The sequence below is a fragment of the Deltaproteobacteria bacterium RBG_16_64_85 genome (assembly GCA_001798885.1).
In the GTDB taxonomy this organism is placed as follows: Bacteria; Desulfobacterota; Deferrimicrobia; order Deferrimicrobiales; family Deferrimicrobiaceae; genus FEB-35.
In genome coordinates this window covers 31225-54371 of sequence record MGQW01000065.1, presented here as the reverse complement: position 1 = coordinate 54371, position 23147 = coordinate 31225, and the positions used below count along the sequence as shown (strand labels likewise).

25 protein-coding genes are annotated in these 23147 nt (G+C 65.8%); all 25 read right to left on the bottom strand.

Translation table 11 applies throughout. From position 1 onward, the window contains the following. Position 1 precedes the first annotated feature (1 nt). Entirely contained in the window at positions 2 to 1042 is a 1041-nt protein-coding gene (locus A2Z13_01705; GenBank protein OGP77491.1) for an N-acetyl-gamma-glutamyl-phosphate reductase, read from the bottom strand. A gap of 198 nt (positions 1043 to 1240) precedes the next feature. Further along, the gene (locus tag A2Z13_01700) at positions 1241 to 1636 is read right to left on the bottom strand and encodes a 30S ribosomal protein S9 (GenBank protein OGP77490.1); all 396 of its coding nucleotides are present in this window, start codon (positions 1634 to 1636) and stop codon (positions 1241 to 1243) included. A 17-nt stretch (positions 1637 to 1653) separates the two neighbouring features. After that, positions 1654 to 2091, bottom strand: coding sequence for a 50S ribosomal protein L13 (locus A2Z13_01695; protein OGP77489.1), 438 nt, complete (start codon positions 2089 to 2091; stop codon positions 1654 to 1656). A 252-nt stretch (positions 2092 to 2343) separates the two neighbouring features. Continuing rightward, positions 2344 to 3087, bottom strand: a complete 744-nt coding sequence (locus A2Z13_01690; protein ID OGP77488.1) for a tRNA pseudouridine(38-40) synthase TruA — start codon at positions 3085 to 3087, stop codon at positions 2344 to 2346. Between the two features lie 14 nt (positions 3088 to 3101). Next, positions 3102 to 4133 (bottom strand): aspartate-semialdehyde dehydrogenase, encoded by a 1032-nt coding sequence (locus A2Z13_01685; GenBank protein OGP77487.1) that lies wholly within the window; start codon positions 4131 to 4133, stop codon positions 3102 to 3104. Positions 4134 to 4180: 47 nt separating this feature from the next. After that, complete coding sequence (locus A2Z13_01680; GenBank protein OGP77486.1) at positions 4181 to 5269, bottom strand: 3-isopropylmalate dehydrogenase; 1089 nt, start codon at positions 5267 to 5269, stop codon at positions 4181 to 4183. Between the two features lie 5 nt (positions 5270 to 5274). Further along, positions 5275 to 5772 carry a 3-isopropylmalate dehydratase small subunit gene (gene leuD / locus A2Z13_01675; GenBank protein ID OGP77560.1) on the bottom strand — a complete coding sequence of 166 codons (498 nt, stop codon included), beginning with the start codon at positions 5770 to 5772 and terminating at the stop codon, positions 5275 to 5277. Between the two features lie 504 nt (positions 5773 to 6276). Continuing rightward, positions 6277 to 7533 carry a 3-isopropylmalate dehydratase large subunit gene (locus A2Z13_01670; protein ID OGP77485.1) on the bottom strand — a complete coding sequence of 419 codons (1257 nt, stop codon included), beginning with the start codon at positions 7531 to 7533 and terminating at the stop codon, positions 6277 to 6279. Beyond that, the gene (locus tag A2Z13_01665; GenBank protein ID OGP77484.1) at positions 7505 to 8302 is read right to left on the bottom strand and encodes a CDP-diacylglycerol--serine O-phosphatidyltransferase; all 798 of its coding nucleotides are present in this window, start codon (positions 8300 to 8302) and stop codon (positions 7505 to 7507) included. The genes A2Z13_01670 and A2Z13_01665 overlap by 29 nt, the downstream gene beginning before the upstream one ends. Continuing rightward, a complete protein-coding gene (locus A2Z13_01660) occupies positions 8299 to 8928 on the bottom strand; it encodes a phosphatidylserine decarboxylase (GenBank protein OGP77559.1) in 630 nt (209 codons plus the stop codon). Before A2Z13_01660 ends, A2Z13_01665 begins: the two co-directional genes overlap by 4 nt. A gap of 43 nt (positions 8929 to 8971) precedes the next feature. Next, positions 8972 to 9988, bottom strand: a complete 1017-nt coding sequence (locus A2Z13_01655) for a ketol-acid reductoisomerase (GenBank protein OGP77483.1) — start codon at positions 9986 to 9988, stop codon at positions 8972 to 8974. Positions 9989 to 10056: 68 nt separating this feature from the next. Next, positions 10057 to 10533 carry an acetolactate synthase small subunit gene (locus tag A2Z13_01650; GenBank protein ID OGP77482.1) on the bottom strand — a complete coding sequence of 159 codons (477 nt, stop codon included), beginning with the start codon at positions 10531 to 10533 and terminating at the stop codon, positions 10057 to 10059. 32 nt (positions 10534 to 10565) lie between these two features. Next, positions 10566 to 12260 carry an acetolactate synthase, large subunit, biosynthetic type gene (locus A2Z13_01645; GenBank protein OGP77481.1) on the bottom strand — a complete coding sequence of 565 codons (1695 nt, stop codon included), beginning with the start codon at positions 12258 to 12260 and terminating at the stop codon, positions 10566 to 10568. Positions 12261 to 12405: 145 nt separating this feature from the next. Next, positions 12406 to 14058: a dihydroxy-acid dehydratase gene (locus tag A2Z13_01640; GenBank protein OGP77480.1), complete on the bottom strand. Its 1653-nt coding sequence runs from the start codon at positions 14056 to 14058 to the stop codon at positions 12406 to 12408. A 105-nt stretch (positions 14059 to 14163) separates the two neighbouring features. Continuing rightward, a complete protein-coding gene (locus A2Z13_01635; protein ID OGP77479.1) occupies positions 14164 to 14379 on the bottom strand; it encodes a hypothetical protein in 216 nt (71 codons plus the stop codon). 85 nt (positions 14380 to 14464) lie between these two features. After that, on the bottom strand, positions 14465 to 15166 hold the full coding sequence (locus A2Z13_01630; protein OGP77558.1) for a tRNA (adenosine(37)-N6)-threonylcarbamoyltransferase complex dimerization subunit type 1 TsaB: 702 nt from the start codon (positions 15164 to 15166) through the stop codon (positions 14465 to 14467). Positions 15167 to 15389: 223 nt separating this feature from the next. After that, on the bottom strand, positions 15390 to 16454 hold the full coding sequence (locus tag A2Z13_01625) for an RIP metalloprotease RseP (protein OGP77557.1): 1065 nt from the start codon (positions 16452 to 16454) through the stop codon (positions 15390 to 15392). 29 nt (positions 16455 to 16483) lie between these two features. Beyond that, a complete protein-coding gene (locus tag A2Z13_01620) occupies positions 16484 to 17659 on the bottom strand; it encodes a 1-deoxy-D-xylulose-5-phosphate reductoisomerase (protein OGP77478.1) in 1176 nt (391 codons plus the stop codon). Between the two features lie 504 nt (positions 17660 to 18163). Beyond that, complete coding sequence (locus A2Z13_01615) at positions 18164 to 18970, bottom strand: hypothetical protein (protein ID OGP77477.1); 807 nt, start codon at positions 18968 to 18970, stop codon at positions 18164 to 18166. Positions 18971 to 18973: 3 nt separating this feature from the next. Further along, positions 18974 to 19729, bottom strand: coding sequence for a di-trans,poly-cis-decaprenylcistransferase (locus tag A2Z13_01610; protein OGP77476.1), 756 nt, complete (start codon positions 19727 to 19729; stop codon positions 18974 to 18976). 32 nt (positions 19730 to 19761) lie between these two features. Beyond that, positions 19762 to 19926, bottom strand: a complete 165-nt coding sequence (locus A2Z13_01605; protein ID OGP77475.1) for a 4Fe-4S ferredoxin — start codon at positions 19924 to 19926, stop codon at positions 19762 to 19764. Between the two features lie 21 nt (positions 19927 to 19947). Continuing rightward, a complete protein-coding gene (locus tag A2Z13_01600) occupies positions 19948 to 20505 on the bottom strand; it encodes a ribosome recycling factor (protein OGP77556.1) in 558 nt (185 codons plus the stop codon). Continuing rightward, complete coding sequence (locus tag A2Z13_01595; protein ID OGP77555.1) at positions 20502 to 21227, bottom strand: UMP kinase; 726 nt, start codon at positions 21225 to 21227, stop codon at positions 20502 to 20504. The genes A2Z13_01600 and A2Z13_01595 overlap by 4 nt, the downstream gene beginning before the upstream one ends. Positions 21228 to 21265: 38 nt before the next feature. Continuing rightward, positions 21266 to 22192, bottom strand: a complete 927-nt coding sequence (locus tag A2Z13_01590; protein OGP77474.1) for a translation elongation factor Ts — start codon at positions 22190 to 22192, stop codon at positions 21266 to 21268. A 6-nt stretch (positions 22193 to 22198) separates the two neighbouring features. Next, positions 22199 to 23023, bottom strand: a complete 825-nt coding sequence (locus A2Z13_01585) for a 30S ribosomal protein S2 (protein ID OGP77473.1) — start codon at positions 23021 to 23023, stop codon at positions 22199 to 22201. Between the last annotated feature and the right edge of the window lie 124 nt (positions 23024 to 23147).

Genomic DNA, 23147 nt, shown 5'->3' with positions numbered 1-23147 from the left:
CTCACGGGAAGAGGGGGGCCGCCCGGAGTCCGTCCTCCTCCGGGAATCCCATCATCAGGTTGAAGCACTGGACGGCTGCCCCCGAGGCCCCCTTCACGAGATTGTCGATGACGGAGACGACCACCACCCGCCGCGTCTTCGCATCGGTTCGGAAGGCGATGTCGCAATCGTTGCTCCCGGCCACGTCTTTGGTGGAGGGAAGAACGCCCGGCGGGCACAGCCGCACGAAGGGCTCCTTACCGTAATGCTTGCGATACGCCTTCTCCACCGCCTCGTGGGAGATCTTCGGCCGGAGCGTGGCGTAGCAGGTCGCCAGGATCCCCCGGACCATCGGGATCAGGTGGGGGACGAAGGTGATCGAGACCTTTTCCCCGCCGGCGAGGGTGAGCTCCTGGTCCATCTCGGGGTTATGGCGGTGCTTCGGCAGCCCGTAGGGCCTTACTCCCCCTTCGACTTCAGGGTAGTGGAACCCGAGCGAGGGGCTTCTCCCGCCGCCGGAGACGCCGGTCTTGCAATCGGCCACGATCCCCTTCCGCTCGATCAGGCCCTCCTTGAGCAGCGGGTAGAGAGCGAGGATGACCGCCGTGGGGAAGCAGCCTGGGACCGCCGCCAGCCGCGTATTCCGCAGGGCCTCCCGGTACACCTCGGGCAGTCCGTAGACCGCCTTGCCGCTCACGCCGGGGCTCTTGTGCGTAACGCCGTAGACCGATTCGTACAGCGGGATGCTCCGGAAGCGGAAATCCGCCGAGAGGTCGACGACCGGGATCCCCCTCCCGAAAAGCGCCTCGGCCACGGGCGCCGAGACCGTGTGGGGCAATGCCAGGAAGGCGGCGTCGAAGCCGGCGGAAAGCATCTTCTCCGTCTTCCCGAAGGCGACGCCGGCGAGCTTCCCGCGGAAGGGGGAAAACGCCTGTTCGACCGGCTGTTCGGAGTATTGCTCGGAGGTCAGCGCCGAGATCTTCGCGCGAGGATGGGACAGCAGGAGCCGGATGAGTTCGAACCCGGTGTATCCCGTCGCGCCGAATATAGCGACCCGCTTCATGTTTCTCTCCTTGGAGTCATAAGAACCGGGACGGTCCTGACATCGCCTGTCGATCCATCATCCCCTGTCGTGTGACCTCGATCCATTTGTTGTTCCGCCATGCCCTCAGGCAGGACCGTCCCTAAAAAAGAAGGGGAAGGCGGCGGTAGCGGCCTTCCCCTTCGGGAATCGTTCGACGGGGCATCTCGCCCTCGATGCTTACCGCTTGGAGAACTGGAACCGTTTCCTCGCCCCCGGACGACCGTATTTCTTGCGTTCCTTGATCCGGGCGTCGCGGGTCAGGAACCCCGCCCGCTTCAGTACGGGACGGAGCTCGGGGTTCTCCGCCTGCAGCGCCTTGGCCAGGCCGTATTTCATGGACTCCGCCTGGGCCGACGGCCCGCCGCCGTTGACGTTCACCTCCACGTCCACCGACTGCCGCTTGCCGGCGAGCACCAGCGGCTGTACGGCGACCGCCCGCAGCGCGAGGACCGGGAAGTAGTTCTCGAACTCCCGCCCGTTGACGCTGATTCTCCCGCTGCCCGACTTCATGTAGACGCGGGCGATGGCTGTCTTCCGTTTCCCCGTCGCGTAGACCTTCGCTGCTTGTGCCATTTTGCCGGAATCCTCTCCTATTCGTTGACCGCCAGCGCCTTGGGCTGCTGGGCCTTGTGGGGATGGTCGGGGCCTGCGTAGACCTTGAGCTTGGTGAAGAGCCGGTCGCCCAGCCGCGACTTGGGCAGCATCCCCCGGACCGCCCATTCGACGAGACGTTCCGGGTGCTTCTGCAGAATCTTCTCCGGCGTGGTGGACTTCAATCCCCCCATGTACCCCGTGTGGCGGTAGTAGGTCTTCTCCGTCATCTTCTTCCCGGTCAGCTTCACCTTTTCGGCATTGACCACGATGACGAAATCGCCGATGTCGGCGTTGGGAGTGAACATCGGTTTGTGCTTCCCGCGCAGGACTTCGGCCACCTTCGTGGCGACGCGTCCCAGGACCTTGTCCCTGGCGTCCACCACGTACCAGGCCTGGTCGGCATCCTCTCTCGTGAAATATTCGGTCTTCTTCATCGGCGCAAACCATCTCCCTGGAAATCAAAGGGTATATTAGATCCCAGCGGGCGCTCACCGTCAAGGAGAATTTGCCCGTCCGCCTCACCCCGTCTGCTGTTCACGTGCATGCCATACCGGCTGTGCCGCCCCGGAGGGGGACTCCGCTCGTGGCTCGACGTGCGGTGGACCCGCACGTCTGGGCTTTACCTCACTTCGCCCCCCTCCTGCGGCGGCTCCGCCGTAACCAGGGAACGCAGCCGATCGCGGCGCTCAGTCGGAGTACGTGACGCTCCACAGAAACAACCCGTGCGCGGGGGCGGTGGGACCCGCCTCCGAACGATCTCGAAGGGAAAGCAAATCCCTCACCCGTTCCGGCGGATTATCCCCCTTCCCGACGTCCACCACCGTCCCGACGATGTTGCGGACCATGTGCCGCAGGAAGCCGCCGCCGGAAATGCCGATAAAATGGAGACCGGGATACAGCTCGCTCAATTCCGCCCGGAAGATTGTACGGATTGTCGTCACCGCCGTGCACCCCTGCCCCCGGAAGGAGGCGAAATCGTGCTCCCCCACCACGTGGGCCAGCCCTTCCCACATCGCGCCGAGGTCGAGGTGCTTCTCGATGTGCCAGGCATAGCGGGAGAAAAAAGGGGAGGCCACGGGATGCAGATGGAGAAAGTACCGGTACTCCTTCTCCTTCGAGTGGCGTCGGGCGTCGAACGACAGGGGAACCTCTTCGGCGGAGACGATGCGGATATCGGGGGGAAGCAGCGCGTTCCCCCCTCGCAGGATCGTTTCCAGCGGCCGGTTGCCCGAGTCGGCGAAATCGACCACCTGCTCCCGCGCGTGGACCCCGGAGTCGGTGCGCCCCGCCGCCCGCAGTTTGACCGCCTCCTGGAGGATCCGGCCCAACGCCTCCTCCGCCAATGCCTGGACCGTGGGCCCGTTCGGCTGGAGCTGGAACCCCCGGTACGCGGTCCCGTCATAGGTCAGTGTCAGCTTGACGCGCCGCATCCTCGGGGTCAGGCTTATACGGGAACCAGGTGGTTCTTGACGAGCAGCTCCCCGATCTGGATGGCGTTCAGCGCCGCCCCCTTGCGGAGCTGGTCGCCGCACACCCAGAAGTTGAGCGCGTTCTCCGCGCTGTCGTCTTCCCGGATGCGGCCGACGTAGCAGTCGTCCTTCCCCGCGCAGAACAGCGGCATCGGATAGACATTGCCCGCCGGGTCGTCCATCACCTGGCATCCGGGGAACTTCGCGATGAGCTCCCTCGCCTTCTCGCGGGTGATCTTCTTCTCGAACTGGGCGTTCACCGAGATCGAGTGGGCGGTGAGCACCGGCACGCGCACCGTGGTGCAGGTGACGCGCAGGCCGGGGATCTCCAGGATCTTGCGCCCCTCGTTCGTCATCTTCATCTCTTCCTTGGTGTAGCCGTTGTCCAGGAAAGCGTCGATGTGCGGGATGACGTTGAAGGCGATCTGGTGCTTGAACGCCGCCACTTCCATCTTCTCCCCCTTGGCGAACGCCTTCGTCTGGGAGACCAGCTCCGCCATCGCCTTGGCCCCGGCCCCGGAGGTCGCCTGGTAGGAGGAGGCCACCACCCTTGAAAGCTTCCCGTAGTCGTGCAGGGGCTTGAGCGGCATGATCGCGATGATCGTCGTGCAGTTCGGATTCGCGATGATTCCCCGGTTCCTGAACTGCGCGACTGCGTGCGGGTTGATCTCCGGGACCACGAGCGGGATTTCTTGCTCCATCCGGAAGGCGGAGGAGTTGTCGATCACCACCGCGCCGGATTCCCACGCCGCGGCCGCAAACTCCTTGCTCCGGGATGCGCCCGCCGAGAACAGGGCGATGTCGATCCCCTTGAAGGCGCTCTTCTGGAGCAGCTCCACGGGGACCTGCTCGCCGCGGAACGCGAGCCGCTTGCCGACCGAGCGCTCGGAGGCCAGCAGGCGGATGTTCTTCACGGGGAACTTCCGCTCCTCAAGGATCTGCAGCATCACTTCCCCCACGGCGCCGGTCGCCCCGGCGACCGCGACGTTGAAATTCCTGGTGCTCATCGCTTCACCTCTCCTATTGTGTTTTTCCGGAATGCGTTTCGTCGCGCTCATGTGCGCTTTCGGATCGCTTCGCGGACCTTCTCGCCCATCTCCTTCGTTCCCACGAGCCGCACGCCCGGACCCTCCCGGAAGATATCCCCCGTACGGTATCCGCCGGCAAGCACCTGCTCCACCGCCTCATCGATCCGGTCGGCTTCCGCGGTCAGATCAAATGCATATTTTAACATCATCGCGATCGAAAGTATCATCGCCAGGGGGTTTGCCACCCCTTTCCCGGCAATGTCCGGGGCGCTGCCGTGGATCGGTTCATAGAGCCCCACTTTCCCGCCGATGGAGGCCGACGGCAGCATCCCGATCGACCCGGTGATCATCGACGCCTCGTCCGTGAGGATGTCCCCGAAGAGATTCGTCGTGACGATGACGTCGAACTGCTTCGGGTACCGGATCAGCTGCATCGCACAATTATCCACCAGCATATGGGACAGCTCCACGTCCCGATACTCGCGGTCGTTCACCTCGGTCACGATCCTGCGCCACAGCTCGCTGGACTCCAGTACATTGGACTTGTCCACGGAGGTCACCTTCCGGCTCCGCTTCCGGGCCAGGTCGAAAGCCACCCGGGCGACCCGCTCGATCTCCGGGCGGGTGTAGACCTCGGTATTGATCCCCACCTCGACGCCGTTTTCCACCCGGATCCCCCGGGGCTCCCCGAAATAGATCCCGCCGGTCAGCTCCCGCACGACGAGGAGGTCGATCCCCTCCACGAGCTCCCTGCGGAGCGGCGAGGCATCCAGAAGGGGCGCGTGGACTTTCGCGGGGCGCAGGTTCGCGAAGAGGCCCAGATTCTTCCGCAGCCCCAGGAGCGCCCGCTCCGGCCGCACCTCGAACGGCAGCGGGTCCCACCTGGGCCCCCCGACCGCGCCCAGGAGCACGGCGTCCGCCGCCTTGGCGAGCGCCAGCGCCCGTTCCGTCATCGGGACCCGGTGGGCGTCGTAGGATGCGCCCCCGAGCAGCTCTTCCTCCGTCTCGAATCGCCGCCGGCCAGAGACCTCCTCGATCGTCGCCAGGACGGAGAGGGCTTCCCGCACCACCTCGGGGCCGATTCCGTCTCCGGGAAAGACGCAGATCTTCGGCATCGGCGCTACTTTCCTTTCCGGCGGGCGGCCATGTAGTTCATCAGCCCCCCCGCGGCGACCAGCTCCCGCATGAACGGCGGGACGGGGGCGATCCGGTATTCTCTCTTCTTCGTTTCGTTGCGCAGGGTTCCGCGCTCCATGTCGAGGGCCAGGAGGTCGCCTTTCTCGATCTCGTCGACCGCCTGTGGCGCCTCGAAGATGGGCAGCCCCATGTTGAAGGAATTGCGGTAGAAGATCCGGGCGAACGACCGGGCGATCACCGCCCGCGCCCCGGAGGCCTTGATGGCGATGGGGGCATGCTCCCGCGACGAGCCGCAGCCGAAGTTCTTCCCGGCCACGATGAAGTCGCCCGGAGACACCTTCGACGCGTATTCCCTGTCGATGTCTTCCATGCAATGCCTGGCGAGCTCCGCCGGGTCGCTCGTGTTGAGGTACCGCGCCGGGATGATCACGTCGGTGTCGACGTCGTCCCCGTACTTCCAGGCCTTGCCCTTGAACTCCATGCGCTCCGCTCCGTTCAGTGGTTTCCTCGCCGCAGCCATCGCCGCGATCGGGTCCGATTCCTGGTTCCGCTTGATTCCTCGGGGGGGCTTCCTCTCCGCTGCGTCATCCCGCGAGGAAAGGGAACTTGCAGCCGCGGCGGTATGCGCCATCAATGGAAAGCGCACGAAGCAGGAGGGTCCGGCGGAGCCGCCGCAGGAGGGGGGCGCAGTGAGCCGGTCTCCAGGGTGCCGTTGCCGAAGAGCCCGCGCACCGAGAGGGTCGATGCGCCGCGTCCGGCGAGGCGCCCGACCGAGGCGTACCCGCTGCGGTACGGCGAGAGAGGGCGACGAAGCCGGAGTGGATGCAGCGGCCCTCGAATGCCGGGATCTGAGGGAATGGCCCCCTGGAGGCCGGAGCGCAGCCGTGCGGGTCCATCGCACGGCGAGCCACGAACGGAGTCCCCCTCCGAGGCGGTGCAGCTGAATGGGGTCTAGCGTGGCGCCTTCCGGCATCTGCGCGCAGCATCACGGGAGCTCGTCGGGGCCGCCGATCCGGCCCAGCACCGCGGACGCCGCGGCGATGGCGGGGTTGGCGAGGTACACCTCGCTCTCGGGGTGCCCCATCCGGCCCACGAAGTTCCGGTTGGTGGTGGCGATCGCCCGTTCCCCCTTGGCGAGAACCCCCATGTGACCTCCCAGGCAGGGCCCGCATGTCGGTGTGGAGAAGGCCGCCCCCGCCGTCACGAACACCTCCATCAGCCCTTCTCGCATCGCCTGCAGGTAGATCTCCTGGGTCGCCGGGAACACCAGCATCCGCACGCCGTCGTGGACCTTCCGCTCCCGGAGCACGGTCGCCGCGCTGCGCAGGTCCTCGATCCGCCCGTTCGTGCAGGATCCGACGACCACCTGGTCGATGGGGACATTGCCCACTTGCGACAGGGGCTTCGCGTTCTCCGGAAGGTGCGGGAACGCCACCTGAGGCTCGAGAGCGGAGAGGTCTGCGTGCAGCTCCGCGGCATACCGTGCGTCCTTGTCGACGGTGACCACTTCGTATTTTCGTTTCGCCCGCCCGTCCGCGTAAGCGCGGGTCACCCCGTCGAACGGGAAGATGCCGTTCTTGGCCCCCGCCTCGATCGCCATGTTGGACATCGTGAAGCGCCACGCCATGGGCAAGGAGGAAAGCCCCTCGCCCGCGTACTCCATCGCCTGGTAAAGCGCACCGTCCACGCCGATCTTCCCGATGATGGAGAGGATGACGTCCTTCCCCTCTACCCACTTCCCCGGCCTGCCGGAAAGCACGATGCGCAGGGAGGTGGGGACTTTGAGCCAGACTTCCCCGGAGATCATCGCAGCGGCCAGGTCGGTGCTTCCCACGCCGGTCGAGAAGGCGCACAGCGCCCCGTAGGTGCAGGTGTGGCTGTCGGCGCCGATCACGAGGTCCCCCGGGACGACCAATCCCTCATCCGGCAGGAGGACGTGCTCGATCCCCATCCGGCCGACCTCGAAGTAGTTCACGATCCCGTACTCGCGAGCGAACTCCCGCATCCTCTTCATCTGCTCGGCGGACTGGATGTCCTTGTTGGGCGCGAAGTGGTCCGGGACCAGGGCGATCTTCTCCCGGTCGAACACCTCCTTGGCCCCCAGCCGCCGGAACGCATCGATGGCGATCGGGGCCGTCACGTCGTTGCCCAGGGCAAGGTCCACCCGGGCGAGGATCAGTTCCCCGGGTTCGACCCGGTCCTTCCCCGCATGCCTAGCGAGGATTTTCTCTGTAAGCGTCATGCCCGTCCGCGCGTTTCTCGCCTTCCGTCAGTTTCCCCCGCCGATGCCGGATCACGCTCACCAGCTCCCCGATCGGCCCCGACACGACGTACGTCAAGGAGAACAGGAAGATGATGATCTGGGGCTCCGCCGCCAGCAGGAGCGCAAGGAAGATGAAGACGACCAGCGTGTTGAACGGCCGCCGCCGGAACGCCTCCAGGTCCTTGAAGCTGTTGTACCGCACCGTGCTCACCATCAGGAAGGCCAGGACGTATATGGTCAGGAGCAACGTCAGGTGCCTGAAGCTCCCCGAGCCTCCGAGGTAGTAAAAAAGCAGGAGGATCGACGCGACGAATATCGCGGCGGCAGGAATCGGAAGTCCGTTGAACTTCCCCTTCTCGACGGTGTTCACCTGCACGTTGAAACGGGCGAGACGCAGCGCCCCGCAGATCAGGTACAGGAAGGCCGCCAGCCAGCCCCATCGGCCGAACTGCGAGAGCGCCCAGCCGTAGACCAGGAAGGCCGGCGCGACGCCGAACGAGACGAGATCGGCCAGCGAATCGTACTCCACCCCGAACTGGGTGGTGGTCTTCGTCATTCGCGCCACCCGGCCGTCCAGCGCGTCGAGCACTGCCCCCACGATGATCGCTATCGCCGCCTTCTCGAACTTGCCGTTGTAGGTGGCCGCGATCGAGTAGAACCCGGCGAATAGGGAGCCCGAGGTGATCAGGTTGGGGAGCACGTAGATCCCCCGGCTGATCCCGTCTTTCCTTCGTTCCCTTTTCTTCATTGGAGCACCCCCAAGACGCTCTCTCCGGACCGGACCCGGTCTCCCATCCGCACTCGAAGGACGGCGGACGCCGGCAGGATGACGTCCACCCGGGAGCCGAACCGGATCATTCCTACCCGTTGCCCCTGCCGCACATTGTCCTCTTCGGAAAGATAGCACACGATCCTGCGAGCGATCAGTCCTGCGACCTGGACATAAGAAACCGTATGCCCCCCTGAGGTTTCAAGGGAAACACCGTTCTGCTCGTTCAGCAGCGACGCCTTGTCCGCGTCCGCCGCGAAAAACGTCCCCGGGTTATAGCGCACAGCGACCACCTTTCCCGAAACCGGCGCCCGGTTGACGTGGACGTCGAAGACGGACATGAAGATGCTCACCTTCTTCCCGGGCTCCGCGTTGTATCTCCCCGGCGGGCATTCGCCGCAAAAAACCACCCTTCCGTCCGCGGGGGAGATCACCGCGTCGGGCTCGTCCGGCGTCACCCGGTCTGGGTCCCGGAAGAACCATGCAACAAAGGCGGTCAGGAGAAGCCCTAGGACCGCAAGCGGAATGCTCTTCGGCCAGACGAAATAGAAGGCCACGCTCGCCGCCGCGGTCGCGAGAACGAAGGGGATGCCTTCAAGGGCGATCCTGCGGCGTCCCCGCCGCTGCCCGTCCGGGCCGGGTGCGGTCTCAGTTCCTGGATTTGTCAACCAGCCGCCCTTTTGCGATCCACGGCATCATGGCACGGAGCCTGCGTCCCACCTCCTCGATCGGATGCTCCTCGCCGCGCTTCGTAAGTGCGTTGAACACGGGACGGTTGGCCTGGTTCTCGACGATCCATTCCCGCGCGAACGACCCGTCCCGGACCTCCTCGAGCATCCGCTTCATCTCCTTCCTGGTTTCCTCCGTGATAATCCGCGGGCCGCGAGTCAGGTCTCCGTACTGCGCCGTGTTGCTGATCGAGTATCGCATCGTGGAGATGCCCCCCTCGTAGATGAGGTCTACGATGAGCTTCAGTTCGTGGAGGCATTCGAAGTACGCCATCTCCGGGGCGTAGCCGGCCTCGACCAGCGTCTCGTATCCCGCCAGGACCAACGCCGTCACTCCGCCGCACAGGACGGCCTGCTCCCCGAACAGGTCCGTCTCGGTCTCCTCGCGGAAGGTCGTCTCGATCACTCCCGCCCGCGCCGCGCCGATGGCCGCCGCGTAGGCAAGAGCAACCTCCTTGCTCTTGCGGGAGGGGTCCTGGTGAACGGCGATGAGGGCCGGCACCCCTTCCCCTTTCAGGTACTGCGCTCGCACCAGGTGGCCGGGCCCCTTCGGAGCCACCATGAAAACGTTGCTGTCGGCCCTGGGAACGATCTGGCCGAAGTGGATGTTGAAGCCGTGGGCGAACATCAGGAACGCGCTTTTTTTCAGGCTCGGGGCGACCGATTCCCGGTAGATCCGCCCCTGCAGTTCGTCCGGCAGGAGCATGGCAACCACGTCGGCCCTGGAAACCGCGGTCGCCGCGTCGTGGACCTCGAACCCCGCGTCCTGCGCCTTCTTCGCCGCGGGCCCGCCGGGGAGCTCGCCGACGATCACGCTCATCCCGCTCTCCTTGAGGTTGTTCGCGTGGGCATGTCCCTGGCTGCCGTAGCCCAGGATCGCGATCGTCTTCCTCTTGAGCGCCTGCGGCTTCGCGTCCTTCTCCCGGTAAATCTTCATCATCGTTCCCCTCTCTGGCTTCCTGATTGGACTCTCTCTTCTTCCGGAGATCCTTGCCCCGCGGCGTGCTACATCCCCCGGGCAATGGCCACGCGCCCCGTGCGCACGATCTCCTTGATGCCGATCGGCCGGAGCATCTGGACGAAGGCGTTGACCTTCCCCTCGTCGCCGGTCATCTCGATCGTGTAGCAGCGGGGCGCCACGTCCACGATCTTCGCCCGGAAGATGTCGACCAGCCGCAGCACCTCGGCCTTGGTCTCGGACTCCACATTGATCTTGACGAGAACCAGCTCCCGGTCCACGGTGTCGACTCCGGTAAGATCGACGACCTTGATGACCGAGACCAGCTTGTTCAATTGCTTCAGGATCTGCTCGATGATCTGGTCGTTGCCGCTGGTCACGATCGTCATCCGGGAGACGGACGGGTCCAGCGTCTCGGCCACCGAGAGCGACTCGATGTTGAACCCCCGGCCGGAAAAAAGGCCGGAGACGCGGCTTAACACCCCGAATTCGTTCTCCACCAGGATGGAAATGGTGTGACGCATCGCCCTCTCTCCTTACTCGCGCAGCGTTCCCGTCAGACGAGCAGCATCTTCGTCAAGGGCGCCCCGGCGGGCACCATCGGGTAGACCATCTCGTTCGGGTCCGTCAGGACATCGATGAACACGGGCCCCTGGACGGCGAACCCTCTTTTCAGCACCTCCCGTACCTCCTCCGGGCGGGTTGCGCGAAACCCGGCCGCGCCGTACGCCTCCGCCAGCTTGACGAAGTCCGGGATCTGGGGAAGGCAGGTCTGGGAGTACTTCCCCTGGAAAAAGAGCTCCTGCCACTGGCGGACCATCCCCAGCGCCCCGTTGTTGAGGATGACCACTTTCACGGGAAGTCGGTACTGGACGGCCGTCGCCAGCTCCTGGATGTTCATCTGGATGCTGCCGTCGCCCGCCACGTCGATGACGAGCCTGCCCGGCATGGCCACCTGGGCGCCGATGGCGGCGGGGAAGCCGTACCCCATCGTCCCCAGCCCCCCGGAGGACAGAAAGGTGCGCGGGCGGTCGAACTTGTAGAACTGGGCCGCCCACATCTGGTTCTGCCCGACCTCCGTAGTGATGATCGCCTCCCCCTTGGTGAGCGAGTAGATCTGCTCGACCACGTGCTGCGGCTTGATCTTGCCCTTGGACGGCTTGTAGGAAAGGGGGTGGGTCGCGGCCCACTTCCCGACCTGCTCCCGCCACGGGGTGATCTTCTCCCGGTACCGCGCGGCCTCCTTCGTCCCTTTGACGAGCTTGATCATCTTCTTCAGCACGTCCTTGAGGTCTCCCACGATCGGGATGTCGACGGGGACGTTCTTCTGGATGGAGGTCGGGTCGATGTCGACGTGGATGATCTTGGCGTGGGGGGCGAATTCGTCCACTTTCCCCGTTACCCGGTCGTCGAACCGCGCTCCCACGGCGATGATCAGGTCGCTGTGGGAGATCGCCATGTTGGCCGAATAGGTCCCGTGCATCCCCAGCATCCCCATGTACAGGGGGTCCGTTCCCGGAAACGCCCCCATCCCCATCAGGGTCGTCGTGACCGGGATTCCCAGGATGTGCGCGAACTCGACGAGCTGCCGGGAGGAATCGGAAAGGATGACGCCGCCGCCCGCGTAGAGGACGGGGCGCTCCTTCTCCCGGATCAGGCGGACCGCGCTCTCCACCTGCCGGGGGTGCCCCTCGTAGGTCGGGTGGTATCCGCGCACGTTGACCTCCTTCGGTAGGGCGTACTCCGACGAGGCCATAAGGATATCCTTGGGGATGTCGACGAGCACGGGCCCCGGCCGCCCGGTGGAGGCGATGTAGAAGGCCTCCTTCATGATGCGGGCCAGGTCCTTCGCTTCCTTGACCAGGTAGTTGTGCTTCGTGCACGGCCGGGTGATTCCGACGATGTCGGCCTCCTGGAACGCGTCGTTCCCGATCATCAGCGTCGGCACTTGGCCGGAGAACACGACGATGGGGATCGAATCCATGTACGCGGTGGCGATGCCGGTCACCGTGTTCGTCGCCCCGGGGCCGGAGGTCACGAGGCACACGCCGGTCTTCCCCGACGCCCGTGCGTAGCCGTCGGCCATGTGGACGGCCCCCTGCTCGTGGCGGGTCAGGTAGTGGCGGACTTTCGTGTTCTTGAACAGCTCGTCGTAGATGTGCAGGACCGCCCCGCCGGGGTAGCCGAACACCACATCCACGCCCAGGTCCGCCAGCGCCTTGACGAATATTTCCGCTCCCGTCATCTTCACTGCATCCTCCTTGTGGCCTGCCAAGTCCTTTACCAGGATCGTTACAACCCAGGGACGGTCCTGGCGGCCCCTGGTTCTTTATCAACCTCTGTCGTGTGACATCGATCCCTTTGTGGGCCTGCCAAGCCCTCATCCAGGACCGTCCCTAGGTAATCACCGCGCCCGTCCCCGCCGAGCGGACGAGCCTTGCGTACCGGGCCAGGTACCCGGCTGCGATCTTGGGCCTCGGGGCTCTCCACGACTTCCTGCGACGGGCGAGCTCCGCCGCCGGGACGTCGAGGGTGAGCTTCCGCCTCGGAATGTCGAGGACGATCGCGTCCCCGTCCCGGACGAGAGCGATCGGCCCCCCTTCCATCGCCTCGGGAGAGATGTGGCCGATGCACGGCCCGTGCGTCCCCCCCGAAAAGCGTCCGTCGGTGATGAGCGCCACCTTCGTGCCCAGCCCCATCCCCATGATTGCCGCGGTGGGCGAGAGCATCTCGCGCATCCCCGGGCCTCCCTTCGGGCCTTCGTACCGGATGACCACGACCCTGCCGGGCCGGATCCTCCCGGACATGATCGCCGCCATGGCGGCTTCCTCCGAATCGAACACCTTGGCCTTTCCCCGGAACCTGAACACGGAAGGGTCGACGCCGGACTGCTTGATGACCGCCCCGCCGGGCGCCAGGTTGCCGGTGAGGATGGCGATTCCTCCTTCGTTCCGAACGGGTGCTTCGAGACGCCGGATGATCCCGTCATTCAGGACCCGCCCTCTCCGGGCGATCGCGGTGATGTCCTCGCCCGCCACCGTCCTGCTCTTCCTGAGCATGGGGAGCAAGCGGTTGAGCACGGCCGGGATCCCTCCGGAGAACTCTATGTCCTCCATCATGTGCGGGCCCGCCGGCGTCACCGTGGTGAGCTGCGGGGTCTTCCGGGAGAGCCGGTCGAACTCGGACAGGGGGAGCGGCACTCCCGCCTCGTGCGCGATCGCAAGAAGGTGCAGGACGGAGTTGGAGGAGCCTCCCAGGGCCATGTCCACGCGGATGGCATTCTCGAACGCGGCTCGGGTCAGGATCTGCCGGGGTACGATCCCCTTGCGGACCAGCTCGACGATCCGCCGGCCGGTCGCGTAGCCCAGGTGCCGCTTTTTGGACAGCCCCGCCAGAGCGGTCGCGCAGCCCGGCAGTGACATTCCCAGCGTTTCGGTCAGGCACGCCATGGTGTTGGCCGTGTAAAGTCCCTGGCAGGAGCCCTCGCCGGGACAGGCCTCGGCCTCGAGATGCCGCAGGGTGGGGGCGTCGATCTCCCCCCGCTGGTAGCGGCCCACCGCCTCGAAGGTGTCGCTGACCAGCGAAAGCCTGCGATCGCCCATCCGCCCCGAGAGCATGGGGCCGGCCGTCAGCACGATGCACGGGATGTTCAGCCGGGCGGCGGCCATGAGCATCCCGGGGGTGATCTTGTCACAGTTGGTGAGCAGCACCAGCCCGTCGAGCGCGTGGGCCTCGGCGACGGACTCGATCATGTCGGCGATCAGCTCGCGCAGCGGCAGGGAATAATGCATCCCCTTGTGCCCCATCGCGATCCCGTCGCACACGGCCGGGACCCCGAACAGGAACGGGTACCCCCCGGCGGCGTGGACACCGTTTTCGATAACGCGCTCCAGGCTCCGCATCCCCACGTGTCCGGGCACAAGGTCGGTGAACGAGGTCGCAACCCCGATGAACGGTTTCCCCATGGCGGCCTGCGGCACCCCCGCGGCGCAATAGAGCGCGCGGTGCGGCATCCGCTCCAAACCCTTTTTCGTCCGGTCACTTCGCATCCTTTTCCCGCTGCTCCCTCCCGAGATAAAAAAAACCCCTCGTGCGGGCCTTCCGCCCAAGGGGAGTCCGGTTCCTGATCGAACGGTCTTCCGGTGGGCCGCCGCCTATTGGCTGGTGAGTATCCTGGCGATCTGGTCCTTCTTGGCCAGCTTGAGCTTCTGCAGCCGCTTCCGCTCCATTTCCTCGTCGGGCGTCAAATACACCTTCCGGTCTAGCTCCTTCAACTTATCATCCAGCTTCCGGTGCTCCTGGACCAGGTTCTTGAAGTCCGGGTTCTTTTCGATGAGAGCCGCCATCTTTGCCTCCTGGGTTTGTCCCATCGGCGCCTCCAATTTGAGATGGTTTTTCAGTTTAACAGAGGACGGCCAATTGTCAATTAAAGGGGGAGGATCCGGCCTGTTGTCCCTACCTGCGCTTGAGCTCCGCCTCCGAGGGGCGTACGTAAGCCGGGACCGCCAGGCGAGCGTCGACGACGGACCCCGCCCGTACCAGGCCCGCAGCGAGAAGCCCCACTGCCCCCGCGCTCGGCAGCCCCCCCCCCGCGGGGGGAAAGATGGCCCTGTCGCCCAGGCGCTCCCGGAAGAGCGGAGCGAAAGGTGCGGCGCCGTCGCCGCAGAAAAACACCGTTCCGTCCGGCAGCTTCCCGGGAAGCTCGGCCGGGGCGATCGCCAGGTCGGGTGAAAGCCTCCTGCACCTGCCGTCCTCCCAACGGAACAGGGCGGCATACACCTCCTTTTTCTTCGCGTCCAGGACGGGGCACACCGTCATCCCTGCGGGCCGGAACCTCGACGCCAGCGCGTGGAGCGTCGGGACGGGGACCATCGGGATCCCCCATCCGAAGCAGTACCCCTTGGCGACCGCCATTCCCACCCGCAGGCCCGTGAAGGAGCCCGGCCCCGACGACACGGCCACGTGCCCGACATTGCCGGGTCCCGATCCCGTATTTCGCAGGAGCAGGTCGACGGCGGAAAGAACCGTTTCGGATGCCTGTCGCCCGCGGGGCAGCGCGGATTCCGCCAGGACAACGTCCCCCGAGACCAATGCAACGCTGCCGTGCGGCGTCGCCGTTTCGATGGCGAGAATGAATAACCGGGACGGTCCTGTCATCCTCTTCCGATCCATCCACCTCGGTTTTGTGACTGCGCCCGCTCTCGCCCGGACATCCTGTCCGGGCTGCGCGGGTCGTCTCGGCAGCTTCCGCGGCCGTCCCTAACCGCTCATCCTCCTGCTCGTCGGCGCTGCCCCGGAGCTCGAACCCCCTTCGTCTATCGAATACGGTTGGAGTCTCGCTCCCTTCGTGTTCCTGCCAGGTCCCTCTCCAGGAATGTCCCTAGCGGGAGACCAGGCGGGCGATGTCGTTGTAGAAGACCAGCGCGGTCAGCATCAGGATGATGGCCAGGCCCACCTGCTGCGCCAGGGCCCGCGCCTGGGGGGACAGCGGCTTGCGGCGGAGCGCCTCGATCGAGAAGAAAAGGAGGTGCCCACCGTCCAGGATCGGGATGGGCAGAAGGTTCAGGATCCCGAGGTTCACGCTGAGCAGCCCGAGGAAGTAGGCGAACGGGGAGACCCCCTGCCGCGCCTGGTCGCCCGCCAGCTGGGCGATGAGGATCGGCCCCCCGAGGGTATCCGACGGGAGCACGCGCGTCAGAAGCTTCACGACGGTCATCCCGGTCAACTCGACCAGCTTCCCGGTTTCCCTCCCCGCGCGGAGAAGCGCCGACACGGGGCCCAGCTTCTGCCGGACGATCTCCTGTCCGGCGACGATGCCGATCTTGGGCTCCTGGACCTTTTCCCCGAAGATGTTTTTCCCCTCCCGGATCTCTGGGGACACCTTGACGGTGAATTCCTTCCCGTCCCGGCGCACGGTCATGGAGAGCTCGCTCCCCGCCCCTTCCTGCCTGATCCGCGCGGCCAGCTCCTCCCACGTCGAGATGGTGGTCCCCCCGATGCGGACGACGACGTCCCCTGCTTTCAGACCCGCTCGCGCCGCCGGCGAGTCGGGCAGAACGTTCCCGATCCTGGGCGTCAACGCGGGGACTCCGCCGAGGAAGACGATCCAGAAGACCAGGACCGCGAAAAGGAGGTTCCCCAGCGGCCCCGCCGCCACGACCGCCATCTTCACCCAAACCGGCTTGTGGGAAAACGACCGGCTCCGCAGCGGTTCCGGAACGTCGTCGCCGTCGCTCTCCCCGACGAGCTTCACGTACCCGCCGAGCGGTATCGCCGAGACGAGGTATTCCGTCTCCCCCCGCCGGACCCCGAACAGCTTCGGCCCGAAGCCGAAGGAAAATTTCGTGACTCCCACCCCGAGCCTGCGGGCGACGATGAAGTGCCCGAACTCGTGGACGAAGATCAGGATGCCCAGCACCACGACAAAGGCAATGGGCGTCGTCAGGAAATGCGATGCGGAAGAGAGGAAATCCATCAGCGGCGCGGGCTCCTTTTCCTGGGAATCAGCAGGTCGGCCATCTCCCTCGCCCGTGCGTCGGCGCGAAGGACATCGGCAAGGGTCACGGGTCGATCTTCCCGCCGCCATCCGGCCATCAGGGAACCCACCACTTCCACGATCTCGGTGAACCGGATCCTTCCCGAAAGAAACGCGTCGACCGCGACCTCGTTCCCGGCGGAAAGGACCGCGGGGGCCGTGCCCCCCGCCTCCGCCGCGGCGTAGGCCATCGAAAGGGCCGGGAACCGTTTCCGGTCCGGCGGCTCGAACGTCCATCCGTCCATTCGATGCGGTTTGAATCTGGGCAGTTCCAGGGGAAGGCGCTCGGGGTAGGAGAGGGCGTATCCGATCGGGATCCTCATGTCGGGGACCCCGAACTGCGCGATCATGCTCCCGTCCCGGTACTCCACGATCGAGTGGACCACCGACTGGGGATGGATGAGCACGTCGATCTTCGAGGGAGGAAGGCCGAAGAGCCAGGTCGCCTCGATCACCTCCAGCCCCTTGTTCATCAGCGTCGCGGAGTCGACCGTGATCTTCGTCCCCATCCGCCAGGTCGGATGGCCGAGCACCTCGGAGACCGTCGCCCGCCGCATCCGCCGCAAGGTGTGGTTCCGGAACGGCCCTCCGGAGGCGGTGAGGAGGATCCGGAGGATGTCTTCCCGCCGGTGGCCGGAGGCGGCCTGGAACACGGCCGAGTGCTCGCTGTCGACGGGCAGGATTTCGGCCCCACCCGCCCTGGCGGCCTTGACGAGGAACCTGCCCGCCATCACGAGCAGCTCCTTGTTGGCCAGCGCGATCCGCTTCCCGAGAGTTGCCGCCGCGATCACGGGCCGGATCGAGGACACCCCCGACGCGGCGGCCAGCACGATTCCGGCCGCGTCCGCGCAGACCGCTTCGGTCATCCCTTGCTCGCCGAACACCACGCGGGTTCCCCGCGGAAGGCGTCCCAACTGTGCCGCGGAGCGCTCCTCCGCCAGGCAGACGAGGGACGGGCGGAACCGCCGCGCCTGCTCCCCGAGTCGACTCGCATTCTTCCCGGCGCACAGGGCCGTCACCCGGAACCTTCCCGGAAACCGGGCGATCACGTCGAGTGCGCTGCGGCCCACCGATCCGGTGGAACCCAGGACGGCAACTCCTTTCCGGGCGCTCATCCTAGTGTCCCGTCTCGTAAATAGGCTGACGCACCGAGAACGCCGAGGCAAAGCGTCCGGCAAGGCGCGCGACTGAGGCGTACTCGTAGCAGTACGGCGCAAGGAGCGCAACGCAGCCGGCGCGAGGGGCCTGTCCCCGGAAGGGTCGGCAGCCGAGGCAAAGCGGATGCGCCGTCAGACCGCGAAGGACGACCGAGCACAGCGAGGCGTGCTTGAAGCACGCCGCAGCTGGGCGCAGGGAGTCCGACAAAGGGCTGGCGGTGCAGACCGAGCCGCAGGCGCCGGTCGCCCAAAAAGCTGCCTTTTCTGCTGCGACAAGCGATCCCCGGGCTGCGTCGGGAGTGCTCGTCGCGCGCTTGTGCGGCGTACTTAAAGTACGCCTCCGCGCTTGCTTCTGCGCTTGCCCGCCTCGCCTCGGGTCTCCCTTGTCTCGCGACGAAACCCTTCCGGGGACAGGCCCCCAGCAGCGGCGTTCGAATGCCAGGTTATTTGCGAGACGGGCCACTAGGTTCCTCCGGCCTGCCGGGAGAGGATCGCCAACAGGTGGAGCACCGGTCCCGCGGCGATGATGCCGTCCGCACGGTCGAGCAGCCCGCCGTGGCCGGGCAGGAGATTCCCGCTGTCCTTCACCCCGGCGGCCCGTTTGAGCATCGATTCGAACAGGTCTCCCGCTTGCCCCGCCGATCCCAGGATTGCGGCAGCCCCCAATATGAACCAGGTCCGGATGCCGGGGAGAAAGACCGCCGCGTACGCCGCGGAGCAGAGCACGCTGGCCATAAGCCCTCCGATGGCTCCTTCCACCGTCTTGTTCGGGGACATCCGGGGCGACAGCGGTCGCTTCCCGATCGCGCGCCCGACGAAATACGCGAAGGTGTCCCCGGCGGCGACCGCTACGATCCCCAGGAGCACCCAGTGCTCGCCGACGGGCAGAAGAAGGGTCCGCGGCCAGGTCGAGAGGAACCCTCCGACGTACACCACCCCCAGGACGGAGAGGGCGGCGGACCGGACCCGTTCCTCCGGTGTCCCTTCGGCGGAAAGAAAGCGGAACGCCGCCAACGCGACGCAAAGCAGGATGGCGGAGACGGCCGCCGGAAACGGGAGCAGCGCGCCCGAGACGCAGGCCAGGCCGGTCGCGGCGATTCCCGGCCACCGATCCGCGGGAGAAGGGAGAAACATCCGGAAATATTCCACCGCGCACAGCAGGGCAACGGCGAGGGCCAGCAGGGAGAAGGGCCATCCCCTTCCGTACAGGACGGTCCCGATGAGGAGCGGCAGGAGGACGGCCGCGGTGGCGACTCTTTTCCAGAGCACGGTTTATCCGCCGCCGGACGGAGGCTCGACCTGATCCTCCGTCAGCCCGAACCTGCGGTGTCGCCGGGAGAACTCGTCGAGCGCCTGGAGGAATTCCGCCTTCCCGAAATCGGGCCAGAGCACGTCGGTGAACACGAACTCGGCGTAGGCAGCCTGCCAGAGCAGGAAGTTGCTGATCCGGAGCTCGCCGCTGGTGCGGATGACCAGGTCGGGGTCGGGCATCTGCGCCGTGTCCAGGCGCAGGGCGAACTCCTTTTCGGAGATCTTCCCCGGCGCGAGGTTTCCCGCCGCCGCGTCTGCCGCCAGCTTCCGCGCTGCCCGGACGATCTCGTCTCTCCCCGCGTACGACAGCGCAAGGGTCAGCGTCATTTCCTCGTTGGCTGCCGTTTCCGACAGGACCCGCTCCAGGACCTCCTGGACGATCTCCGGCAGCTGGGAAACCTCTCCGATGACGTTCAGCCGGATACGGTGGCGCGCAAGCTCCGGAAGTTCCTGGAGCAGGAACTCCCGGAGCAGGATCATGAGGGTGGAAACCTCGCCCTCGGGCCTTCCCCAGTTTTCCACGGAGAAAGCATACAGGGTCAGGTAGGGGATTCCCAGCTCCCGCGCGCACTCCACGACCGCGCGGACGGAGCGGATCCCCATCCGGTGGCCCTCGACGCGGGGAAGCTCGCGCAGCTTCGCCCATCGCCCATTCCCGTCCATGATGACGGCGACGTGGCGAGGAAGCGCGGCTGCGTTGGTTCCGCCGCTTTGCATGTGGCCGAAGGCTTTCGGTACCAGGGAGCGTCCTAGATCTGGACGATCGATCCGGTCGGGCAGGAATCGACGCAGGCGAGGCAGTCCGTGCAGGTGTCGTTCACCTTGTACTTCTCGCCCTCCTCGATGGACCCGGCGGGACAGGTGTCCAGGCAGGTCCCGCAGGCGGTGCACTCGTCGGTGATGCGTACGGCCATTTTACTTTCCTCCTTTCATTTTCATACTTCCATGATCTCCTGTTCCTTGGTTTTCAGGATGCCGTCGATCTTCTTGATGAAGGCGTCGGTCTCCTTTTGGATCCGCTCCTGGCCGCGCTTCATCCCGTCTTCGGAAATCTCCTTCTTCTTCTCCTTCTCCTTGATGCGCTCGATCGCTTCCCGGCGGATATTGCGGACCGCGATCCGGGCGTCCTCCGCCATTTTCTTCACCAGCTTCACCAGCTCCTTTCGCCGCTCCTCGGTGAGGGGCGGGATGGGGATCCGGACGACCTTGCCGTCGTTCGTGGGGTTCAGGCCCAGCCCTCCGGCCTGGATCGCCTTCTCGATCGGGCCGATCATCTTGGCGTCCCACGGGGTAACGGTTATCAGGCGGCTCTCGGGCACCGAGAGCGTCCCCACCTGCTGGAGAGGCGTCAGCGTCCCGTAGTAGTCCGCCTTGATGCCGTCCAGCAGGGAGAAGGAGGCGCGCCCGGTCCGGACCTTCCCCAGTTCCTTCCTGAATGACTCGATGCTCCGGGTCATCTTCCCGGTGACGTCTTTCAGCAGGGCCTCCATCAGCGGCCTCCGTGGACGACGGTGCCGATCTTTTCCCCGCGCACCACCCGGACGATGTTCCCCCGCCTCGTCAGGTTGAAAACGACGATCGGGAGTCCGTTGTCCATGCACAGGGAGATCGCCGTTGCATCCATCACCTTGAGGTGTTTCTGCAGGACATCGATGTAGGTCAGTTCCGTGAACTTCTTCGCTTTCTTGTCGGTCATCGGGTCCCGGTCGTAGACGCCGTCGACCTTCGTCGCCTTGAGGATCGCTTCGGCGTTGATCTCCATCGCGCGAAGCGCGGCGGCGGTGTCCGTCGTGAAGTACGGGTTGCCGGTCCCTCCCGCGAAGATCACCACCCGCCCCTTCTCGAGGTGGCGCAGGGCCCGCCGCCGGATGTACGGCTCGGCGATGGCCCGCATCTCGATGGCCGAGAGGACCCGCGTCACCACGCCGTCGCGCTCGAGCTTCTCCTGGAGGGCGAGGCTGTTGATGACGGTCGCCAGCATCCCCATGTAGTCGGCCGAAGCGCGGTCGATGCCGTACTCCCGACTGGTCCGGATACCGCGGAAGATGTTCCCTCCCCCGACCACCAGCGCCACCTGGACGCCGAGCTCCGTAACCTGCCGAACCTCATCGGACAGTGCGCCCAGGACCTCCTGGTCGATTCCGAAATCCTGCTTCCCCATCAGGGCCTCCCCCGACAGCTTCAGCAGGATCCTGCGGTAGACCGGTTTCGCCACGGTGGCGGGGTACACTCCTTTTTTTTTCGGCGACAGAATCAGGAGTGTCCTCCCCCGAGCTGCCTGGCCACCTCGGCGGCAAGATCATCGGAGCGCTTTTCCATCCCCTCCCCGACCTGGAAGCGGGCGAAACCTGCCACCCGCACCTCCACGCCGGCCTTCGCGGCCAACGCCGAAAGCAAACTCTTCACCTTCCGGTCGGGGTCCTTGATGAACGCCTGCTCGACCAGGCAGAAATCCCCGTAGAACTTCTCGAGTTTCCCCTCCGCGATCTTGTTCAGGATCTTCTCCGGCTTGCCCGCCGCCAGCGCCTGGTCGCGGTAGATGGCTTTCTCCCGGGCGATCACGTCGGCGGGGACGTTCTCCCGTGCAATGTAGGAGGGGTTGGCCGCCGCGACCTGCATCGCCAGGTCCTTCCCGAGCGCGACGAACTCCGGATGGTCCGCCCCGGCTCCGTGCAGCTCGACGAGCACGCCGATCTTGCCGCCGGCATGGATGTAGGGGACGATCACTCCCCGGGTCCCCCCCGGAAGCGCGAACCGGACGAACCGCCGGAACGAGATCTTCTCCCCGATCTTGGCCACGCGCCCGGTCTGCTGGTCGGCAAGCGTTCCGGCTCCCGCGGGCAGGGCCAGTGCGGCCTCCACGTCCCGCGGAGCCCGGGCGCGCACCAGCGCTGCAACCTCGCGGACGAACGCCTGGAAATCGTCGGTCCTGGCGACGAAATCCGTCTCGCAGTTGACCTCCACGAGAGCGCCCGCGCCGCCGTCCACGTTCGCGGCCACCGCCCCTTCCGACGCGATGCGGGAGGCCTTCTTCGACGCCGCGGCAAGCCCTTTCTTCCGGAGGTTGTCGATCGCCTGTTCCATGCTGCCGTCCGTCTCCGCGAGCGCCTTTTTGCAGTCCATCATCCCCGCGCCGGTCTTCTCGCGCAGCTCGCGTACCATCTCCGAGGTGATCTGCATCGATGCCTACTCCTTGGCCGCGGCGGGGACTCCGGCGGGCTCCTCTGCCGGCTCGTCCTCCGTGGAGATCAGCGCCATGGTAACCTCCGGCGTCATCGCCCCCTTGTCGCCCTCGGAGGCCGCCTTCTCGGCATATGCCGCCTTTCCCTCGATGATCGCGTCGGCCACCTTCGCGAGGAAGAGCTTGATCGCCCGGATGGCGTCGTCGTTCCCGGGAATCACGTAATCGATGAGGTCGGGGTCGCAGTTGGTGTCCACGATGGCGATGATGGGAATTCCCAGGCGGCGCGCTTCCAGGACCGCAATCTGCTCGCGGGACGGGTCGACGACGAAGACGGCCTCCGGCACGCGCCGGAGCTCCTGGATCCCGCCGAGAACCCTCTCCATCTTGACGCGCTCTTTCTCCAGCTTCAGCACTTCCTTCTTCGGGAGCTTTTCGGCGGTGCCGTCGGTGCCCATTTCCTTCAGGCGCTGAAGCCGGTCGAGGCTCTTTCGGATCGTCTGAAAGTTGGTGAGCATCCCGCCCAGCCAGCGCTGGTTCACGTAGGGAGCGCCGGCGCGCCGGGCCTCCTCCTCGACGGCCTCTTGCGCCTGTTTCTTGGTGCCCACGAAGAGGATCGTCCGCCCTTCCGCGGCCATGTCCCTCACCACGTCGTACGCCGAGCGGAACATCTTCACCGTCTGCTGCAGGTCGATGATGTAGATCCCGTTGCGGGCAGTGAAGATGTACTTCTTCATCTTCGGGTTCCACCGCTTGGTCTGGTGCCCGAAGTGGACGCCCGCCTCCAGCAGCTGTTTCATCGTGATGACCGAACCTTGTCCGTTTGCCATGCCTTCCCTTCCTCCTTGCGTTCGGGGTTGGTCCTCCGGGCGCTCCGCCCCTCCCCATCCACCTCGGCGTCAGACGCCGGGGCACCCCGGGGAGAGTCCCGCCCGTGGGGAATGATTATGATTG

Coding starts and splice junctions, on each gene's coding strand:
- A2Z13_01705 (OGP77491.1), bottom strand. CDS start 1,042: ATGAAGCGGGTCGCTATATTCGGCGCGACGGGATACACCGGGTTCGAA.
- A2Z13_01700 (OGP77490.1), bottom strand. CDS start 1,636: ATGGCACAAGCAGCGAAGGTCTACGCGACGGGGAAACGGAAGACAGCC.
- A2Z13_01695 (OGP77489.1), bottom strand. CDS start 2,091: ATGAAGAAGACCGAATATTTCACGAGAGAGGATGCCGACCAGGCCTGG.
- A2Z13_01690 (OGP77488.1), bottom strand. CDS start 3,087: ATGCGGCGCGTCAAGCTGACACTGACCTATGACGGGACCGCGTACCGG.
- A2Z13_01685 (OGP77487.1), bottom strand. CDS start 4,133: ATGAGCACCAGGAATTTCAACGTCGCGGTCGCCGGGGCGACCGGCGCC.
- A2Z13_01680 (OGP77486.1), bottom strand. CDS start 5,269: ATGCCGAAGATCTGCGTCTTTCCCGGAGACGGAATCGGCCCCGAGGTG.
- leuD (OGP77560.1), bottom strand. CDS start 5,772: ATGGAGTTCAAGGGCAAGGCCTGGAAGTACGGGGACGACGTCGACACC.
- A2Z13_01670 (OGP77485.1), bottom strand. CDS start 7,533: ATGACGCTTACAGAGAAAATCCTCGCTAGGCATGCGGGGAAGGACCGG.
- A2Z13_01665 (OGP77484.1), bottom strand. CDS start 8,302: ATGAAGAAAAGGGAACGAAGGAAAGACGGGATCAGCCGGGGGATCTAC.
- A2Z13_01655 (OGP77483.1), bottom strand. CDS start 9,988: ATGAAGATTTACCGGGAGAAGGACGCGAAGCCGCAGGCGCTCAAGAGG.
- A2Z13_01650 (OGP77482.1), bottom strand. CDS start 10,533: ATGCGTCACACCATTTCCATCCTGGTGGAGAACGAATTCGGGGTGTTA.
- A2Z13_01640 (OGP77480.1), bottom strand. CDS start 14,058: ATGCGAAGTGACCGGACGAAAAAGGGTTTGGAGCGGATGCCGCACCGC.
- A2Z13_01635 (OGP77479.1), bottom strand. CDS start 14,379: ATGGGACAAACCCAGGAGGCAAAGATGGCGGCTCTCATCGAAAAGAAC.
- A2Z13_01630 (OGP77558.1), bottom strand. CDS start 15,166: ATGACAGGACCGTCCCGGTTATTCATTCTCGCCATCGAAACGGCGACG.
- A2Z13_01620 (OGP77478.1), bottom strand. CDS start 17,659: ATGAGCGCCCGGAAAGGAGTTGCCGTCCTGGGTTCCACCGGATCGGTG.
- A2Z13_01610 (OGP77476.1), bottom strand. CDS start 19,729: ATGCAAAGCGGCGGAACCAACGCAGCCGCGCTTCCTCGCCACGTCGCC.
- A2Z13_01605 (OGP77475.1), bottom strand. CDS start 19,926: ATGGCCGTACGCATCACCGACGAGTGCACCGCCTGCGGGACCTGCCTG.
- A2Z13_01590 (OGP77474.1), bottom strand. CDS start 22,192: ATGCAGATCACCTCGGAGATGGTACGCGAGCTGCGCGAGAAGACCGGC.
- A2Z13_01585 (OGP77473.1), bottom strand. CDS start 23,023: ATGGCAAACGGACAAGGTTCGGTCATCACGATGAAACAGCTGCTGGAG.